Raw genomic sequence first — 17,625 nt, forward strand, 5'->3', positions numbered from 1 at the left:
GATGATCATCCAGCATTTTTTGAAATGGAGCCAGGCGGCGGACGTGTCCAAACGCGCCGCGGCGGCTTCCGCGCTCGGTCGCGCCTATCTGCAATCTGATATGGATTTCGAGGAACGCTGCGCGGCAGATGCGGCCATGACGCTGCTGCTCGACGATCCGTCGCCGAAGGTCAGGCTGGCGCTTGCCGAGGCCGTCGCCTACAGCCGCGCGGCACCGCCGCAGATCGTCACCGCGCTCGCTGGCGATCAATACGACATCGCAAGCCTTGTCATCGCGCGTTCGCCGGTGTTGCGCGACGGAGACCTGATCTCGCGCGTCACGGTCGCCGAACCGCGCATCCAGGTTCTGATCGCCGACCGGCCGGAAGTCTCCAGCAGCCTGGCGCTAGCGATCGCCGAATACGGTCATTGCAATGCGGTCGTGACGCTTCTTGCCAACCACAACGCGCAGGTCTGTAGCCGTTGTCGCGACATCATCATCGAACGGCATCTCGACGAGGCGGCCGTTCGCGGCGCTCTGCTCGCCGATCCCGATCTGACGCCCGTCCACCGGCTGAAGGTCTTACAGGCGTCAAGGGACGCGATCGCCAAGGCGCCGTTCATTGCGCGTATTCTCGGCGATACCGGCGCGAAACGGGTCAGCGGCGAGGCGGCGGCAAACGCGCTGGTGCTTCTCGCTTCGGGCCGGATGGACGATGGCATCGGCGACCTGATCGCCGAATTGCGCGCGACGGGCGCGCTGACGACGAAACTGCTTATCCGCGCGGTCTGCGCGGGCAAGATCGATTTCGTCGCGCGGGTGCTCGCCGATCTTTCCGGTCAGGCTTATGAGCGCGTCACTTCCATTCTCGTCGGCGAGCGCGACAACCAGCTGCGCGCCTTGCTCGACGCCTCGGGGCTGGCACGCACGGTGCATTCGCTGTTCCTGTCGGCGATCCGCATCTGGCGCGACGTCGCCAACGGACGCATGACGATCGGCGCGCAGGAAGTCACGCGTCTGGTGATGGAGGAGTTCGAGTCCGGCCTCGCGGATCGCAAGAACCATGCAAACGACGATATCGTCGCGCTGCTACGCTCGATCTATCTCGAGATGATCCGCCAGAACGCCCGGCGCCACGCGATGGATCTGGCCGCGGCCTGAAACGCGTCAGATATCGAGATCGTGTGCGAAGGCGGCGTTTTCCTGGATGAAGCGGAAGCGCGACTCCGCCTTGGTACCCATGAGGTCTTCGACCGTCGCCCTGGTGGCTTCCACCTGATCATCGAGGGTTTCCACCCGCAATAGCGCACGCACGCTCGGGTCCATGGTCGTTTCCTTCAACTGGTGCGCCGACATTTCGCCGAGACCCTTGAAGCGGCTGATCTCGATCTTGCCACGTCCGGTGAATTCGGTTTCCAGCAATTCGTTCTTGTGGGCGTCGTCGCGCGCATAGAGTGACTTGGCGCCCTGCGTGATCTTGAACAGCGGCGGAACCGCCAGGAACAGATGCTCGTTGCGGATCAACTCGGGCATCTCCTGATAGAAGAACGTGATCAGCAGCGACGCGATGTGGGCGCCATCGACGTCGGCGTCGGTCATGATGATGACGCGCTCGTAGCGCAGATCGGAATCCCGGTACTTGCCGCGCGTGCCGCAGCCAAGCGCCTGGATCAGGTCGGCGATCTGCTGGTTGGCCATCAGCTTGTCGCGTCCGGCGCTGGCGACGTTCAGGATCTTGCCGCGCAGCGGCAGGATCGCCTGGGTCTTGCGGTCGCGCGCCTGTTTCGCCGAGCCACCGGCCGAGTCGCCCTCAACGATGAAGAGCTCGGCGCCGGCGGCCGAATTCTGGCTGCAATCGGCGAGCTTGCCGGGCAGGCGGAGCTTGCGCACCGCGGTCTTGCGGTTAACCTCTTTTTCCTGACGGCGTTTCAGCCGTTCGTCGGCCCGGTCGACCACCCAGTCGAGGAGAGCGTTGGCTTCCTGCGGCGAGGCTGTGAGCCAGTGATCGAAAGCGTCGCGCAAGGCCTGCTCGACGATGCGCTGGGCCTCAGTGGTCGCCAGCCTGTCCTTGGTCTGGCCGACGAATTCGGGTTCGCGCACGAAGACCGAAAGCATCGCGGCCGCCGAGATCATCACGTCGTCGGTGGTGATCACCGCGCCGCGCTTGTTGCCGACCAGTTCGGCATAGGCTTTCAGGCCCCGCGTCAGTACGGTTCGGAGACCGGCCTCGTGTGTGCCGCCCTCGGCGGTTGGAATCGTGTTGCAATAGCTGTTGATGAAGCCGTCGCCGCCGTGCCAGGTGATCGCCCATTCGACGGAGCCGTGGCCGCCGGGGCGATCGCTCTTGCCGGCGAAGATGTTGGCCGTCACGCGTTGCTCGCCGCCGAGGCTCGCCTCGAGATAGTCCTTCAGGCCGCCGGGGAAATGGAAGACCGCCTTGGGCGGCGTCTGGTCCTTCTCGCCGAGCATTTCGGGCGCGCAGGACCAGCGGATTTCGACGCCGCCGAAGAGATAGGCCTTCGAACGGGCCATCTTGTAGAGCCGCGCCGGTTCGAACTTGGCGGATTTGCCGAAAATCTCGGGGTCGGGATGAAAGCGCACCTTCGTGCCGCGGCGGTTCGAGATGTCGCCGAGTTCCTCCAAGCCGGAGACCGGATGGCCGCGCGAGAAGCGCTGGCGGTAGAGTTTGCGGTTGCGCGCCACCTCGACTTCGAGGTCGTCCGACAGCGCGTTGACGACCGAGACGCCGACGCCATGCAGGCCGCCGGAAGTCTCGTAGACCTTGGAATCGAATTTGCCGCCGGCATGCAGCGTCGTCATGATGACTTCGAGCGCCGACTTGTCCTTGTGCTTTGGGTGCGGGTCCACGGGGATGCCACGGCCGTTGTCGTAGACTGAGACGTAGCCCTCGGCGTCCAGCGAGACCTCGATGAACGTCGCGTGACCCGCGACGGCCTCGTCCATGGAATTGTCGATCACCTCGGCGAAGAGGTGATGCAGCGCCTTGTCGTCGGTGCCGCCGATATACATGCCCGGCCTGCGGCGCACCGGCTCCAGGCCTTCGAGGATCTCGATGGCGGAAGCATCGTATTCGTCGGATTTTTCCACAGCGGGTTTCGCCTTTGCCCGGGGCGCTCGTTCGCGGACCGGCGCATCGGCGCGGGGCGCTTTGGGCGTGTCCTGAAAACCGCCGAAAAGATCGCTGTTGTCGTCCATTGCCATTTCAGTCGAAGCGTTTCTCTAGCCGAATCAAATTGCAATATTGCATGCGGTTCGCCCGAACGCGAACAGGCATCCCCTGTCATGCAAGGCTTTTACGGCGATTTAACCACAGTCACCAACAATGATAATTTGAAATTTCCTGTTACACGAATATTCATCGTTCCACGTCATCGTGACCCAATAAGTCCGGGGGAAACGGGCATCCGCATCGCGGATTGAGGTTGGGTCGACGTGAACAAGAAACTCCTGATTATGGGCGGTATCGCCGTCGTCTTCGGCGGACTTTCGATTGTCGCCGCCGATTTCTGGCTGAAAAGCAACGTCAAGACAGTGGTCGAGACTGTCGAGGTTCACGACGCCGCCGCATCTTCCACGCAGTTTTCCACAATCGTCGCGGCCGCCGAGCCGATGCGTTACGGCACGCTGATCGATCCGGGCATGCTGAAGGAACTGCCGTGGCCGAAAGATAATCTGCCCAAGGGTTCGTTTTCGACGATCGACGATCTGCTCTCGGGCGGCGAACGCATCGCGCTGACCGCAATCGACACAAACGAGCCGATCCTGGTTTCCAAGGTTACCGATCCGAACGAGCGCGCAACGCTTTCGCGCCGTATCGACGACGGGATGCGGGCGGTCACCATTCGCGTCGACGACATTACCGGTGTCGCCGGGTTCGTGGTGCCGGGCGACCGGGTCGACATTGCGCTGACACGCACTTTCAAGATCAACAAAGGCGAGGGCGGTGACAGCAATGGCAGCGTTGCCCCGATCGAGGTTTCACCGGCCGGCGACCGGACGTTTACCGGCGATTCCGACAGCTTCGTCGCGACGACCGTCGTGCTGGCGAATGTGAAGGTACTGTCGATCGACCAGATCGCCGACGAGCGCCAATCCGATCCGGTGATCGTGCGCGCGGTCACGCTCGAGGTCGATGCGTCCGGCGCCAAGGCGCTGACGGCGGCGCAATCGGCGGGAAGCCTCTCGCTGCAACTGCGCCGCGCAGGCGATGTCGCCAAAGACGAATTCAAGATGCCGATGCACGGCATCGACGAGAACATAACGTCGTCTTACGCCGGCACCCCGACCGGTTCCTCCACCGCCAAGGTTACGGTTCGCCGCAGGGCTGACGTGGAAACCTACGACGTCCGCGACGAAGGAGCGGTTCAATGATGCGTTTCCGTCCGAAAGCGAATCTACTCATCGGCGCCCTGGCGGCATTTTCCCTGGCCTGCACCCCGATCCCGGCGGCGCAGGCGCAGAGCAACGTTCTCAAGATCTCGACTTCCCGCACGCATTTGATCACGATCGAAAAAGGCAAGCCGAAAACCATCCGGACGCAGAATTCCTTCCATGAAATCGTGGTCGGCGATCCCGACATCGCCAATGTCCAGCCTCTGACCAACCGTTCGTTCTATGTGCTCGGGATTGCCGCCGGCACGACCGGGATCGCGCTGTTCGACGCGAACAAGCAGCTGATCGGCTCGATCGACGTCGAGGTGAGCGTGGACACGACACGCCTGAAATCGGCGATCCGCGAGAACGTGCCGGACGCCAAGATCAAGGTGACGACAACCAACGGCCAGGTCGTGCTTTCCGGCGAGGCGCCGGATCAGGTTTCCGCTGATCGGGCAAACAAGATCGCGGCCAAGTTCGCCGGGACCGAGGACGACATCATCAATTCGGTGAACATCACCTCGTCGCAGCAGGTTCAGCTCAACGTCCGGTTCGTCGAAATCAACCGGAATGCCGGCCAGGAACTGGGCGTCAACATCAACAAGCTCAGCTATACGAGCGGCGGCGGATCCGATTCCGGCAGCGTCACCTCGGCAACGAACAACAACGTTTTCACAGGCAATTTCCTCGGCAGCCTGTTGCTTGGCGGCGTCAATGTGGATGTCGCGATCAAGGCGATGGAAGACCGGGGCGTTGCCCGCCGGCTGGCGGAGCCGAACCTGGTCGCAAGGTCAGGCGAAAAGGCGAGCTTCCTTGCCGGCGGGGAATATCCCATCCCGATTTCCGACAAGGACGGCAACGTAACTGTCGACTACAAGAAGTTCGGTGTCGGTCTGCAGTTCACGCCCACGGTCCTCAAGCATGGACTGATCTCGCTGGAAATCGAACCGGAGGTTTCCTCGATCGATTTCTCCAATGGCGGCCAGTATCCGGTCTTCCAGGTGCGGCGCGCGCAGACCAAGGTCGATCTGCGCAGCGGTCAGAGCTTCATGATGGCCGGTCTCTTTCAGGCCGAGAACACCGTCGGCGGCAAGAACCTCCCCGGACTGCGCAAGGTGCCGGTGATCGGCGCGCTTTTTTCCAGCAAGGAATTCCAGCGCAAGGAAACCGACCTCGTAATGATCGTGACGCCGCATCTGGTGCAGCCGATCGAGCCCGGCACACCGGTCGCCACGCCGCTTGACGGATCGCGTCCCGCAACGGTGCAGGAACACATCCTTGGCGTCGACGAGGTCCGGACCGCGGCGATGGGGGGCGAAACGATGCCTGCGACGCGAACGACCGGTCACATCCTCACGCTCGATATCGGCGGCTAGGAGACGGACCATGCGCAAGATCATCACCGCTCTCGCGATCGCTTACGGCGCTTCCGTCCTGTCGGGCTGCGTCAACGCCGAGGACAAGAATCTGGAAGGCCTGACTCTCACGGGCGGCGATGCCATCGCCCACAACAGCACGCTGCAGATCATCGATCCCTGGCCGGCCGGTGTCCAGGACACCAAGCTGATCGTGCCGGCCGATCGCGGAAAGCAACAAGCGCAATCCGACCAGGCGGCCGCCGGCAGTGGGACGACATCGCTGACGCAATGAGACTTCGTAACATGAGGAAGGCAGCTCAACACGCTGTTTTTGAATAAAAAATGACAGGTACGAAGGAACTGAACAACAAGATCGTACTCGTCTCGACCGACAAACAGTTCGTCGCGACGACCCAGACCGCGTTTTCGGTCTCCGACGCGATCAAGCTGATCACGATCGAGAAGGCCGTCACCGAACTTCAGGGCGAGATCGGCGACGCGGAGGCCGGTGCTGTCATCATCGATCTCGACGAAGCGGATCTGGAACGGCTGGAAGCACTGCAGCGGGTAACGCGCAGGCTTTCCGACCGCGTTCCGGTGATCGTCGTTGCAAGGGGCTGCGACGCGTCGATGGTCCGCATTATCGTGCAACTGCATGTTGCCGATTTCCTGGTGAAGCCGGTGACGACCACCGATCTCGTGCGTTCGTGCATCCGTGCCCTCAAGGGCGTCGACAAGAACGAAAGCGGCGAAGCCGACATCAGCGCCTTCATGCCGGCGGCCGGCGGCGTCGGCAACACGACGATCGCTCTGCAAACAGCCTTCCTGCTGCACCGTTCGGCGACCCGCGCAGCCTCGACCTGCGTGGTCGACCTGAACTTCCAGCACGGATCGTGTGCGGAATATCTCGATCTCGAACCGCGGTTCGACATCACGGAAATCGAAAACCAGGTCGAACGCCTCGACCGGCAATTGCTCGACGCGATGCTGTCAAAGCATCCCTCCGGGCTTGCGGTGCTGGCGGCGCCGACGCGGCCGACCGAAATGCGTTCCTTCGACGCCGACGTTGTCGTGCGCGTTCTCGATCTCGTGTCGGCCTATTTCGACAATGTCGTCATCGACATGCCACGTACCTGGTTCCCCTGGACGGAAACGGTGCTGCGCGGATCCAATCATGTCTATCTGACGGCCGAGATGACGGTGCCGTGTCTGCGCCACACGCAGCGCCTGATCAATGCGATCGAGAGCGAAATCGGCAAGGACGTCAAGCCGCGCGTCATCATCAACCGCTATGCGCCCAAGGCCATGGAAGGCGGTATCCGGTCCACCGACGTGGAGGAACTGCTTGGCGACCGGTTCGCGGGCGGAATCTCGAACAACTACAAACTGGTCCGCGAAGCCGTCGACCGCGGCGTGCCGCTGCAGGAAATCGATCCGGACGCCAATGTCGTCCAGGATCTCAAGCGCATCATCCTGCCAGAGGAATTGCATTTGGAAACCGGACGCAAGCGCGGTTTCCTCGGCTTCGGAAAAGGTCTGCTCAAGAAGGCCGGCTAGGCATGGCCGCATCCGCTTATCCGGCGTCAGACCGGGAGCAACAGGGAATTCAGTGAAACGATGACAAGCAGATTCACTCAGCTCAAGACGCGCGATTCGGCGGCGAATGCGAATCCGGCGCCGCCGGTCGAGGAAAAGCCGGTCGTTATCCCGAACAAGCGCACGGTCAAACCGGCGCCGGTACGCGCCGCGGCGAAATCGCAGGAGCGCACGCTCGACGCCCGCGTGACACTTCACCGAAAGCTGATCGAGGAAATCAACCTGGTGGCGCTCGAGGCGCTTCCGCAAGACCGGATGCGCCAGGAAGTCCAGACATTCGTCAACGACTATGTGCGCTCCGAACGCCTGGCGCTCAATGCGGCGGAAGTGGAATCGCTGATCGACGATCTTGTCGACGAGATGGTCGGTCTCGGCCCGCTGGAACCGCTGCTGAAGGATCCGACGGTCAGCGACATCCTGATCAACGGCTACCAAAACTGCTTCGTGGAGCGCGGCGGCAAGCTCGTCCAGGAGGTCATTCCCTTCAAGGACGAAGCGCATCTGCTCCGCGTGATCAACAAGATCGTCGCCGCGGTCGGCCGTCGCATCGACGAGTCGCAGCCGATGTGCGATGCGCGCATGCTGGACGGCTCGCGCTTCAATGCCGCCATCCGACCGATCGGCGTCGACGGCCCGCTGGTGTCGATCCGGAAATTCTCCAAAAACAAGATGGGGTTGCACAAGCTGGTCGAATTCGGCGCGCTGACGCAGCCGATGGCCGAAGTCCTGGCGGCTGCCGTTTTCGCCCGCATCACCACGATCATCTCCGGCGGTACCGGTACCGGCAAGACGACGATGCTGAACGCGCTTTCGGCCTTCATCTCCGAGGACGAGCGCCTGATCACGATCGAGGACGCCGCCGAACTGCAGCTGCAGCAGCCGCATGTGGCGCGCATGGAGACGCGGCCGGCCAATGCGGAAGGCATCGGCGAAGTCCGCCAACGCGATCTGGTCAAGAACGCGCTGCGCATGCGCCCGGACCGCGTGATCCTCGGCGAGTGCCGTGGCGAGGAAGCGTTCGACATGCTCCAGGCGATGAATACCGGCCATGAAGGCTCGATGGCGACCATCCACGCCAACACGCCGCGTGACGCGATTTCGCGCCTCGAGCAAATGCTCGGCATGACCGGCATGCCGATGACTGTGGCCTCGATCCGCAGCCAGATCTCCAGCGCGATCGGCCTGATCGTGCAGCTCACTCGCCTGTCCGACGGAAAGCGCAAGGTGACGAGCGTCGCCGAGGTGACCGGCATGGAAGGCGACGTCATCCAGATGCAGGAAATCTTCGCCTTCCGCCGCACCGGGATGACCGCGGAGGGCGGGATTATCGGGCATTTCGAGGCGACGGGCGTGCGTCCGCGCTTCCTGGAAGAACTGATCGCCATGGGCATCGAGTTCCCGGGCGACTATTTCGATCCGTCGAACAAACAGGCCGGCTGAGATGGAGCTGGACCAGGTCACGCTCTATATCGTCTACGCTTTTGCGGGCGGCGCCGGCATCATGCTGGCGGAGGCGGCCTACATGCTGCTTTCCTCCGATGCCGAGCAGCGCAAGGCGGTCAACCGCCGCATGCGGCTGCAGGAGCGCAGCGTCAACCAGAAGGAAGTCCTGGTCCAGTTGCGCAAGGAGCGCGGCCTTGACGGGGAGGGCGCCCGGTTCTCGCCGATGGCGGCGCTGCGCGATCTGCGTATCCAGTCCGGCATGGTGATGCCGCTGACGACATTCCTGACCGTTACCTCCGTCGTCGCGGTCGTTATCGGCCTCGGCGGCGGATTGTATATCAACCGCATCGGATTCGGCATCATGCTGGCGCTTGCGCTGATCCCGGCGCTGCCGGTGCAGTTCCTGCGCTGGGTCCGCAAGAGGCGGCACAAGAAATTCGGCATGCAACTGCCCGAGGCGCTGGACCTGATCACGCGCGGCCTGAAAGCCGGTCACCCGGTGCCAGTCGCCGTCTCGATGGTGTCGCGCGAGATGCCCGATCCGATCGGCACGGAATTCGGCCTCGTCTCCGACGAGGTCACCTATGGTTCGGACATGGTGACGGCGCTGCGCAATCTCTATGAGCGCGTCGGCCACGAAGACCTGCCGCTTTTCGTGACGGCGGTTTCGATCCAGTCGACGACGGGGGGCAATCTGCGCGAGATCCTCGAAGGCCTTTCGGGCGTCATCCGCGAGCGCGGCAAGCTTCGCCGCAAGGTCAAGGCGATCTCGGTGGAAGGCCGGATGTCCGCCTACATCCTGACCGCGGTGCCGGTGTTGCTGGTGTTCGCGGTGATGATCCTCATGCCGACCTACTACACGGACGTCGCCGACAGCACGCTGACCTGGTATCTCGTCGGCGCCTCGTTCGGCTGGCTCGTGCTTGGCAATGCCATCATGTTCAAGATGGCCAGCTTCAAGTTCTGATGGAGGCATCATGGATCTAGCATCGTTCCTCCTGCCCGCCGGCGCCTTCATCGTCACGCTTGGACTGGGCGGCCTGATCTACTCCTTCATGCAGGACCGCCGGCAGCAGAACCACGTACGCGAGCGCCTTCACGTGCGGTTCGGCGAGCCTGAGGAAGGCCTGCCGACGGTCGAGGACAAGAAGCGCAGGGACGCCGAAATCGCCGACAAGGCGGCGCGGCGCGCGGCCGAATTCTACGCGTCGGCCGATCCGGAAAACGTCGTGCGGCTGCGCCAGACGCTGATGCGGGCCGGCTATCTCGACCCCGATGCGGTCGGCAAATTCTTCCTGGTGCGCTTCGCGGCAATGGCCGCCGGCCTGGTGCTTGGTGTCGCAATGATCTTCATGATGCATATCGCACCGGTGTCGCAGCGTGGCATCATCACGCTGGCCGGCCTGTCGATCGGCGGCTATTTCGTGCCGTCGTTCCTGCTCAAACATCAGGTTTCGAAGCGGATTACCGAGTATCGGAACGGGTTTCCGGACTTCATGGATCTGATGATCGTGTGCGCCGATGCCGGGATGAGCCTCGAGGCGGCGATCGAGCGCGTGTCGCGGGAAATCCGCACGACCTATCCGATGCTGAGCCAGAACCTCGTGCTGGTGTCGCTGGAACTGCGTGCCGGGCGAAGCATCAACGAGGCGCTGAAGTCGCTCGCCGATCGTCTTGGCGTCGACGAGGTGCGCGCCTTTGCGACGCTGCTGCAGCAGTCGAAGGAACTCGGCACCAGCCTGTCGGGCGCGCTCAAGGTGTTTTCCGAGGAGATGCGCCACAAGCGGATGTCGGCGGCGGAGGAGAAGGCGCATGCGCTGCCGGCCAAGATGTCGATCCCGGTGACGGTGTGCATCCTGCCGGTCGTCGTGATGATCGCGATCATTCCGATCATCGTTCGTTTCAACTCGTAGGGAGTTCGTTCGCGCTTCCTTAACCGAAGCCTTTTGCAAAGCGTTAGCTGCGTTTGCCGACGGCAAATTTACCCTTTCGCGATATCGTTTCAGAAACAGATCCGGACCAACCGGGCGACAATCGGGGACAGCGACATGAAGAACAGTGTTCATCGGCTTTTTGCGGTCGCGCTGGTGGCAGGCGTGCTGGCAGGGTGCCAGACGTCATCCATCGATACGACACTGACCTCCGCCTACCAGGCGAATGCGCAGGGCGATCTCGCCGACCGCAAGATCGAATTCGCGACGAAACAGTTCGCCGCCGGCAATTACGGTCTCGCCGAGAAGAATTTCCGTCTCGCCGTGGAAGCGACGCCTGACAATGGCGAAGCCTGGCTCGGGCTTGCCGCCGCCTATGACCAGCTCGGCCGCTTCGACCTGTCGGACCGCGCCTATGACCGGCTCTTGAAGCTCGAGGGGCGCAAGGCGTCGATCCTCAACAACCAGGGCTATTCCTATATCCTGCGCGGCGAATTCAAGAAGGCGCGCAAGGTGCTGGCCGACGCGAAGGCACTGGCGCCGGAAAACGCCATCATCGAGGGCAACTGGCAACTCGCCGTCGCCGGCTGACGACCCCCGCTCCGACGGTCTTGCAATGGTCAAATTGACGTGGTCTATCCGGCCCGACTGCAACAAGCCGGATGGATCATTCCTTGCGCGACATACTTTCCGATCTGGATCCCGCCGAAGGCGAAACGCGTGACCCGGTGCGCAGCGCCCAGGCGAACATGCGCCGGCCGCTGCCGAAACGCTTCTATAAAACCGTCGAAACCGGCGAACGCGAGGGCGCCCATTGCGTGCTGCTCGACGGGCGCGCGGTCAAGACGCCGGGCAAGAACACGCTTTCACTGGCCACGCCCGAAGCCGCAGCGCTGATCGCCGCCGAGTTCGAGGGGCAGGGCGAGGAGATCGATCCTGCGGCGATGCCCTGTTACCGGCTCGCCAACACCGCGGCGGACGGTGTTTCGACCGACATGCAGGCGGTGCTGGAAGACGTGCTGCGCTATTGCGGAACCGATCTGCTGTTCTATCGCGCCGAAGGGCCGGATGGCCTGATCGAAAACCAGCGCAGGCATTGGGATCCGGTCGTCGACTGGGCGGAAACGCTGACGGGAGCGCGGTTCCATCTTGCCGAGGGCGTCATCCATGTGACGCAGCCGCGCGAGACAGTCGCGGCGATCGGCGTGCATCTGAAAACCGTCGACGATCCGCTGGTATTGGCGGCAATCCACTCCATGACGACGCTGACAGGATCGGCGCTTCTGGCGCTTGCCGTCTGGAAGGGGGAATTGAATGCCGCGGACGCCTGGGACGCGGCGCATGTCGACGAGGACTGGAACATCGCGCAATGGGGCGAGGACGCCGAGGCGAAGGACCGCCGAATCCGGCGTCGGGCCGAGATGGATGCCGCCGACCGGCTGATCAAGGCGCTGGAAAAATAGTCCGGGCCGGAGGCTCACGACGTGTCCCACGCGTGGCGCGCCAGCGAATGAAGTTCCCTCAATAAATCATCGACTTCGTGGATCCGCCGCTTGCGGCGGCCCGGCGGCCAGCCCGGCCGCATCGGCGAAAAGCGTTTGACGCAACCGGCGTCGCGCCGCGCTTTCCAGCGGGCGAGGCGCCTGGCATGGCCGTCGATATCGTCGAGGGCACGTTTCAGCGCGGCCAGGCGAAGGCCGAGGCGCGTGGCGTCGATCTCGTCGCCGGGCGACGGGATCCAGTGTTCCGGGATCGGCGCCGGTTCCGACAGGCCGATGCAGGTGATGCGCGGGAAGGCCTTCGGCTTCCTGCGGATCGGGCCGAAGTTGAAGCGCTTCAGGGGATCGATGAGGGGGAAGGCCAGGTTTTCCGGCGCGGGCCTACAGGGCTGGCCTTGCGGCCGGTAGCCCGGCGGATAGACGATGCCGGTGGAGGAGCGACCGGGCTTCGACTTCTGTTTAGAGGGGGAGGCGGGGCGCAGGACGATTTCAATCCCGCGTGCGGCGATCACGATCAGCCGCCTTGCCGCGGATTCGGCGGGGCGAAGGATGCGGTTGATGCGATTTCGCAGGCGCCGCGGTAGGGTGGCGTTGCCGCCCTCGTCCAGCCCGGCCATCACGAACAGCGCCGCGACGATGCGCAGCAGCGCGTCGCGGTAACGTTCCGCCGCGCGGGGCAGGTCGAAATCATGTCCTTGCGTTCCTGTCATCCGGACAAGGATAAGGACGACCGGGATGCGGTGGATAAGTTTAGCTTCAGTCAGCGGCGTGGAGCGCCACTAAAAACGTACCGCTGTCTTCGTTTTGCTCAGCGGCTATCACGATTTGTCCCGGTCTGAATTCCCAGATTTCGTCTTCCGGTATCACCTGATCTGCAATGCGATACCTGTCGGCATCGAGCGCAATCGCAGCGACAGGTCGCCAGACTTTGACCATCTCGTCAGTCAGGCGGACGTGAATTGTTACCACCAGGGAAGAAGCGTGCCGATCATCCATAACAAACAGATTAGTGTTTTGCGGGGCTGCATAAAAGCCAGATTGGTCGGTTACAGGGCGGAGTTCGGCGAAACCAGTTGCGCCCCTCATCGCATCGGCGCTTTTGCCCCTCTCTTGTGATTTCCAAGGACTTAGCAAGCTAAGCCCAGGAAATCACTTTCTCCCCCGCAAGGGGGGAGACAAGGAGCGCTAAAAAAGCCCCAACCCCTTCAGGCTGACATGGCCGGACTTGCCGATGATGACGTGGTCGTGCACGACGATGTTCAGCGTCTCGCCGATCTCGGCGATCTTGTGCGTCATCTCGATGTCGGCGCGCGACGGCGTCGGGTCGCCGGACGGGTGATTGTGGACCAGGATGATCGCGGTCGAGGACAGTTCGAGCGCGCGGCGCATGACCTCGCGCGGATAGACCGGCGTGTGGTCGACGGTACCGGTCTGCTGCACCTCGTCGGCGATCAGGGCGTTCTTCTTGTCGAGGAACAGGATACGGAACTGCTCGCGCGTCTCGTAGGCCATGGCCGCCTTGCAATAATCGATGACCGCGTTCCAGGACCCGAGCACCTCGCGCGCGGCGATTTCGCCCTTGAGCATGCGCTGCGCCGCGGCGGCGACGGTCTTCAGGTCGGTGGCGACGGCTTCCTTGACGCCGGGAACTTCCATCAGGCGCTTCGGATCAGCGCCGAGAACGGCACCGAATGATCCGAACCGCGCGATCAGCGCCTTGGCGAGCGGCTTGGTGTCGCGGCGCGGGATCGAGCGGAACAGCAACAGTTCCAGCAACTCATAGTCGGCAAGGGCGTCCGGTCCGGCTTCGGCGAAACGGGCGCGCAGGCGATCGCGATGGCCGGCATGGGGCGAGAGCGCCTTTTCCCTAGTGGCCGGTTTTTTCGCGAACGCGCCTGCAGGTTGCGGGAATTCCGCCAGGAAAATCTGCCGTTCGTCCGGTTCGTCGGCCAAGTCCGCCCCCGTCGCGGCTCCCTGCCGCCGGCCACAACTTAATCGGGCAGGCCGGGGCGGTCGAGACCCTTCGGCGACAGGGTGAAGATCTCGCAGCCGTCGTCGGTGACGCCGATCGTGTGTTCGTATTGCGCCGACAGGCTGCGGTCGCGGGTGACCGCCGTCCATCCGTCGGAGAGCACCTTCACATGCGGGCGGCCGAGATTGATCATCGGCTCGATGGTGAAAATCATGCCCTTGCGCATCTCGATGCCTTCGTCGGCGCGGCCGTAATGCAGCACGTTCGGGGCGTCGTGGAACAACTGGCCGACGCCGTGGCCGCAGAAGTCGCGCACCACGGAGCAGCGCTCCGCTTCCGCATGTTTCTGGATCGCTTCGCCGATTGCGCCCATGCGCGCGCCGGGTTTCACGGCGGCGATGCCGAGCATCAGGCATTCATGGGTGACCTCCAGAAGGCGTTCGGCAGCGCGCTTGATTTCGCCGACCGGGTACATGCGCGAGGAATCGCCATGCCAGCCGTCGAGCACATAGGTCACGTCGATATTGACGATTTCGCCCTCGCGCAGCGGCTTGTCGTTGGGAATGCCGTGGCAGACCACGTGATTGATCGAGGTGCAGCAGGAATGGGTATAGCCGCGGTAGTTGAGCGTCGCGGGAATGGCGCCATGGTCCATGCCGAACTCAAAGACGAATTTGTCTATCTCGTTGGTAGTGACGCCGGGCCTGACCATGCCGACCAGTTCGTCGAGCGCCATCGCCGTCACCCTGCATGCCTTGCGCATGCCTTCGAATCCCTCTTCGCCATACAGACGGATCTGGCCCGTGTTCTTGACAGGCGCCAGTTCGGCTTCGAGATAGGTCACCATGGTTGTGCTCCGGTAACGGCGGTCTTTCATTCCGCAACGGGAATGGTCTTGACGGGCAGGATTTCGTTTTCCGAGATTTGGCACTGAATGGCGAAAGCTTCAACCCCGACGGCCGTCGCGCGGTCGAATGCCGCGCAATAAGCGGGGTCGAGATCGCGGCACAGTTTCAGGCTTTCGCAATCGCCGCGCTGGACGAGGAAGACCATGATCGCGCGGTGGCCCTCGGCGGCCATGTCTGCCAGTTCGACGAGATGCTTGGCGCCGCGCGCGGTCACCGTGTCGGGAAATTCGGCGAGGCCCGCCACACGGCTCATGTGCACGTTCTTGACCTCGACATAGGCGAGGCCGCGCGCCGGGTCCTTCAGCAGGATGTCGATGCGCGAATTGCGGCCGTATTTCTGTTCGCGCCTGAATTCCTCGTAGGATGCGAGGTCGGCGATCATGCCGGCCCGGATCGCTTCCTCGGCCAGCTTGTTCGGCAGCCCGGTATTGACGCCGACCATGATGCCGTCCGCCTCGACGATTTCCAGCGTGTGCGGGTATTTGCGGGTCGGTTTGTCCGAGACGGAGAGCCAGACGCGCGAACCGGGATCTGTCAGTCCCATCATCGAGCCGGTATTGGGCACGGCGCAGGTGATCTCGCTTCCGTCGACGAGCACGATGTCGGCAAGGAAACGCTTGTAGCGTTTCACCAGGCGGCCGGGGACAAGCGGAGCAGAAAACTTCACACGCGCTCGCGAACATAGGTGCCCGGCGCATCCTCGAGCGGCTTCAGCTTGCCGCCGGGCTTCTTGCGGGCGGGGACGCGTTCATCATCGTTTGATTCGATCCAGGCCTGCCAGTGCGGCCACCACGAGCCTTCGGTCACGGCCGCCTGTTCGATCCATTTCGAGAAATCGCCGGCGACCTTCGGGCCGGACCAGAACTGGTATTTCTTCCTGGCGGGCGGATTGATGACGCCGGCGATATGGCCGGAGCCGCCCATGACGTAGGTGACGTCGCCGCCGAAGCATTTCGAGCCTTCGAAGACCGATAGCGCCGGGGCGATGTGATCTTCCTTGGCCGCCAGATTGTAGATCGGGATCTTCACGTCGGCGAGCGAGACCGGCGCGCCATGCAGGACCAGTTTGGCGTTGGCGAGATTGTTCTCGTAGTAGCAGTTGCGCAGGTAGAAAATGTGGTTGGCGGCGGCCATGCGGGTGGAATCGGCATTCCAGTAGAGCAGGTCGAAGGGCAAGGGCTCCTTGCCCTTCATGTAGTTGTTGACGACATAGGGCCAGATCAGGTCGCCGGAGCGCAACAGGTTGAAGGCGGTCGCCATCCTCGAGCCGTCGAGATAGCCGTCCCTGTTCATCTGTTTTTCGAGCGACTGCAGCTGATCGTCGTCGACGAACACCTTCAGATCGCCGGCATTGACGAAATCGACCTGGGTGGTGAACAGCGTCGCCGTGGCGATGCGGTCATCGCCCTCGCGGGCGAACAGGGCGAGCGCGGCGGCCAGCAGCGTACCGCCGACGCAATAGCCGATGGCGTTGACCTGTTTTTCGCCGGTCGCCTTTTTCACGGCGTCGAGCGCGAAGGAAATGCCCTGGTCGATATAGTCGTTCCAGTCCAGTTGCGCGTGGCGCCTGTCCGGATTGACCCAGGACATGACGAACACCGTATGGCCCTGTTCGATCGCCCAGCGCACGAAGGATTTTTCCGGATTGAGGTCCAGAATGTAGAACTTGTTGATCCAGGGCGGGCAGATCAGCAGCGGACGCTTGAGAACCTTCTTGGTCGCCGGTTCGTACTGGATGATCTCGACCAGCGCATTGCGGGCGATCACCTTGCCGGGTGTCAAGGCGATGTTCTCGCCGAGCTTGAATTTGGAATAGTCGGCCTGGCGCAGCTTCAGTTCGCCCCGGCCGGCCTCGATGTCCTCGGCGAGCATCTTCATGCCGGAAACGAGATTGGCGCCGTTGGTCGCGACGGTTTCCTTGAAGATTTCCGGACTGGAGACCATGAAATTGGATGGCGAGGCGGCGTTGGCCAGCTGCCTGACGTAGAAGCTGGCCTTGTGGCGCGTGTGCTCGTCCAGCGTCTCGGCGTTCTCGACGAGGTCGGCGGCCCATTTGGACGTGACGAGATAGGTCTGTTTGAGGAACGAGAAGAAGGCGTTGTCCTTCCAGTCGTCATCGGAAAAGCGGCGGTCGCCGCGTTCCGGCTCGACGGCTTCGGACAGCGCGGGATCACCCATGCGTTTGATCGAATTGGACCAGATGTCCATATAGGCGGAGAACAGGCGCGTCTGCGCTTCCACGGCGCGCTGCGGATCGGACAGCCAGTATTCGGAGACCTTGGAGAACGTCTTGACGACATCCGCCATCGGTTCGGCAAGATTGTCGGTCTTCTCGCCGGATTCGCGCGGACGAATCCATGCCGAGGCGGCGTTGCCGGCCGCTTCGACCATACGGGCGAGATTGCGGGCGAAGGCTTCCGGATCCTTGATGAGATAAGCGTCGATCGCGCTTCCCTTCTCTGCCGGGACTGCCTTCTCCTCCTCCTTCTTGTCAGCCATTGCGTTTCCGCCCTGCGGGTGCTTTTTCTGTCGCTATTCGCGAC

Annotated in this window: 17 protein-coding genes; 10 read left to right on the forward strand and 7 right to left on the reverse strand. The window is 62.8% G+C overall.

Annotation, left to right across the window (positions count from 1 at the left end; translation table 11 throughout):
* Position 1: 1 nt before the first annotated feature.
* A complete protein-coding gene (locus IG169_RS18340) occupies positions 2-1,141 on the forward strand; it encodes a DUF2336 domain-containing protein (protein ID WP_193177681.1) in 1,140 nt (379 codons plus the stop codon).
* 6 nt (positions 1,142-1,147) lie between these two features.
* On the opposite strand, the gene parE is transcribed toward IG169_RS18340, so the two are convergent.
* Positions 1,148-3,196 carry a DNA topoisomerase IV subunit B gene (gene parE, locus IG169_RS18345; protein WP_193177682.1) on the reverse strand — a complete coding sequence of 683 codons (2,049 nt, stop codon included), beginning with the start codon at positions 3,194-3,196 and terminating at the stop codon, positions 1,148-1,150.
* A gap of 237 nt (positions 3,197-3,433) precedes the next feature.
* Between parE and cpaB the strand changes: the two genes are divergently transcribed.
* From cpaB to IG169_RS18390, 9 genes are all read left to right on the forward strand, one after another.
* Entirely contained in the window at positions 3,434-4,372 is a 939-nt protein-coding gene (gene cpaB, locus IG169_RS18350) for a Flp pilus assembly protein CpaB (RefSeq protein ID WP_193177683.1), read from the forward strand.
* Positions 4,369-5,751 (forward strand): type II and III secretion system protein family protein, encoded by a 1,383-nt coding sequence (locus tag IG169_RS18355; RefSeq protein WP_246717445.1) that lies wholly within the window; start codon positions 4,369-4,371, stop codon positions 5,749-5,751. Before cpaB ends, IG169_RS18355 begins: the two co-directional genes overlap by 4 nt.
* A gap of 10 nt (positions 5,752-5,761) precedes the next feature.
* Positions 5,762-6,025 (forward strand): hypothetical protein, encoded by a 264-nt coding sequence (locus IG169_RS18360; RefSeq protein ID WP_193177684.1) that lies wholly within the window; start codon positions 5,762-5,764, stop codon positions 6,023-6,025.
* A 50-nt stretch (positions 6,026-6,075) separates the two neighbouring features.
* The gene (locus IG169_RS18365; protein ID WP_193177685.1) at positions 6,076-7,290 is read left to right on the forward strand and encodes a CpaE/TadZ family protein; all 1,215 of its coding nucleotides are present in this window, start codon (positions 6,076-6,078) and stop codon (positions 7,288-7,290) included.
* A gap of 60 nt (positions 7,291-7,350) precedes the next feature.
* On the forward strand, positions 7,351-8,769 hold the full coding sequence (locus IG169_RS18370) for a TadA family conjugal transfer-associated ATPase (protein WP_193177686.1): 1,419 nt from the start codon (positions 7,351-7,353) through the stop codon (positions 8,767-8,769).
* A gap of 1 nt (position 8,770) precedes the next feature.
* The gene (locus IG169_RS18375) at positions 8,771-9,739 is read left to right on the forward strand and encodes a type II secretion system F family protein (protein WP_246717446.1); all 969 of its coding nucleotides are present in this window, start codon (positions 8,771-8,773) and stop codon (positions 9,737-9,739) included.
* 10 nt (positions 9,740-9,749) lie between these two features.
* Positions 9,750-10,685 (forward strand): type II secretion system F family protein, encoded by a 936-nt coding sequence (locus IG169_RS18380; RefSeq protein ID WP_193177687.1) that lies wholly within the window; start codon positions 9,750-9,752, stop codon positions 10,683-10,685.
* Positions 10,686-10,820: 135 nt separating this feature from the next.
* Positions 10,821-11,294: a tetratricopeptide repeat protein gene (locus tag IG169_RS18385; RefSeq protein WP_193177688.1), complete on the forward strand. Its 474-nt coding sequence runs from the start codon at positions 10,821-10,823 to the stop codon at positions 11,292-11,294.
* A gap of 83 nt (positions 11,295-11,377) precedes the next feature.
* On the forward strand, positions 11,378-12,166 hold the full coding sequence (locus tag IG169_RS18390; RefSeq protein ID WP_193177689.1) for an ATP12 family chaperone protein: 789 nt from the start codon (positions 11,378-11,380) through the stop codon (positions 12,164-12,166).
* A gap of 14 nt (positions 12,167-12,180) precedes the next feature.
* On the opposite strand, the gene IG169_RS18395 is transcribed toward IG169_RS18390, so the two are convergent.
* From IG169_RS18395 to IG169_RS18420, 6 genes are all read right to left on the reverse strand, one after another.
* Positions 12,181-12,819 (reverse strand): hypothetical protein, encoded by a 639-nt coding sequence (locus IG169_RS18395; RefSeq protein ID WP_246717447.1) that lies wholly within the window; start codon positions 12,817-12,819, stop codon positions 12,181-12,183.
* Positions 12,820-12,958: 139 nt separating this feature from the next.
* A complete protein-coding gene (locus IG169_RS18400) occupies positions 12,959-13,288 on the reverse strand; it encodes a hypothetical protein (RefSeq protein ID WP_193177691.1) in 330 nt (109 codons plus the stop codon).
* A gap of 99 nt (positions 13,289-13,387) precedes the next feature.
* Positions 13,388-14,155 carry a RadC family protein gene (gene radC / locus IG169_RS18405; RefSeq protein ID WP_193177692.1) on the reverse strand — a complete coding sequence of 256 codons (768 nt, stop codon included), beginning with the start codon at positions 14,153-14,155 and terminating at the stop codon, positions 13,388-13,390.
* Between the two features lie 38 nt (positions 14,156-14,193).
* Positions 14,194-15,021, reverse strand: a complete 828-nt coding sequence (gene map, locus IG169_RS18410; RefSeq protein WP_193177693.1) for a type I methionyl aminopeptidase — start codon at positions 15,019-15,021, stop codon at positions 14,194-14,196.
* Positions 15,022-15,047: 26 nt separating this feature from the next.
* Positions 15,048-15,749: a DNA/RNA nuclease SfsA gene (gene sfsA, locus IG169_RS18415; RefSeq protein ID WP_193177694.1), complete on the reverse strand. Its 702-nt coding sequence runs from the start codon at positions 15,747-15,749 to the stop codon at positions 15,048-15,050.
* The gene (locus IG169_RS18420; RefSeq protein WP_193177695.1) at positions 15,746-17,581 is read right to left on the reverse strand and encodes a PHA/PHB synthase family protein; all 1,836 of its coding nucleotides are present in this window, start codon (positions 17,579-17,581) and stop codon (positions 15,746-15,748) included. The genes sfsA and IG169_RS18420 overlap by 4 nt, the downstream gene beginning before the upstream one ends.
* Positions 17,582-17,625: the final 44 nt, after the last annotated feature.

The organism is Oricola nitratireducens (assembly GCF_014904745.1).
In the GTDB taxonomy this organism is placed as follows: Bacteria; Pseudomonadota; Alphaproteobacteria; order Rhizobiales; family Rhizobiaceae; genus Oricola; species Oricola nitratireducens.

What these genes read in the sequence shown, in the direction of transcription:
- IG169_RS18375 (WP_246717446.1), top strand. Translation starts at nt 8,771, where the DNA reads ATGGAGCTGGACCAGGTCACGCTCTATATCGTCTACGCTTTTGCGGGC.
- IG169_RS18355 (WP_246717445.1), top strand. Translation starts at nt 4,369, where the DNA reads ATGATGCGTTTCCGTCCGAAAGCGAATCTACTCATCGGCGCCCTGGCG.
- IG169_RS18420 (WP_193177695.1), bottom strand. Translation starts at nt 17,581, where the DNA reads ATGGCTGACAAGAAGGAGGAGGAGAAGGCAGTCCCGGCAGAGAAGGGA.
- IG169_RS18365 (WP_193177685.1), top strand. Translation starts at nt 6,076, where the DNA reads ATGACAGGTACGAAGGAACTGAACAACAAGATCGTACTCGTCTCGACC.
- IG169_RS18400 (WP_193177691.1), bottom strand. Translation starts at nt 13,288, where the DNA reads ATGAGGGGCGCAACTGGTTTCGCCGAACTCCGCCCTGTAACCGACCAA.
- IG169_RS18360 (WP_193177684.1), top strand. Translation starts at nt 5,762, where the DNA reads ATGCGCAAGATCATCACCGCTCTCGCGATCGCTTACGGCGCTTCCGTC.
- IG169_RS18370 (WP_193177686.1), top strand. Translation starts at nt 7,351, where the DNA reads ATGACAAGCAGATTCACTCAGCTCAAGACGCGCGATTCGGCGGCGAAT.
- IG169_RS18340 (WP_193177681.1), top strand. Translation starts at nt 2, where the DNA reads ATGATCATCCAGCATTTTTTGAAATGGAGCCAGGCGGCGGACGTGTCC.
- IG169_RS18395 (WP_246717447.1), bottom strand. Translation starts at nt 12,819, where the DNA reads ATGGCCGGGCTGGACGAGGGCGGCAACGCCACCCTACCGCGGCGCCTG.
- map (WP_193177693.1), bottom strand. Translation starts at nt 15,021, where the DNA reads ATGGTGACCTATCTCGAAGCCGAACTGGCGCCTGTCAAGAACACGGGC.
- IG169_RS18380 (WP_193177687.1), top strand. Translation starts at nt 9,750, where the DNA reads ATGGATCTAGCATCGTTCCTCCTGCCCGCCGGCGCCTTCATCGTCACG.
- parE (WP_193177682.1), bottom strand. Translation starts at nt 3,196, where the DNA reads ATGGACGACAACAGCGATCTTTTCGGCGGTTTTCAGGACACGCCCAAA.
- IG169_RS18385 (WP_193177688.1), top strand. Translation starts at nt 10,821, where the DNA reads ATGAAGAACAGTGTTCATCGGCTTTTTGCGGTCGCGCTGGTGGCAGGC.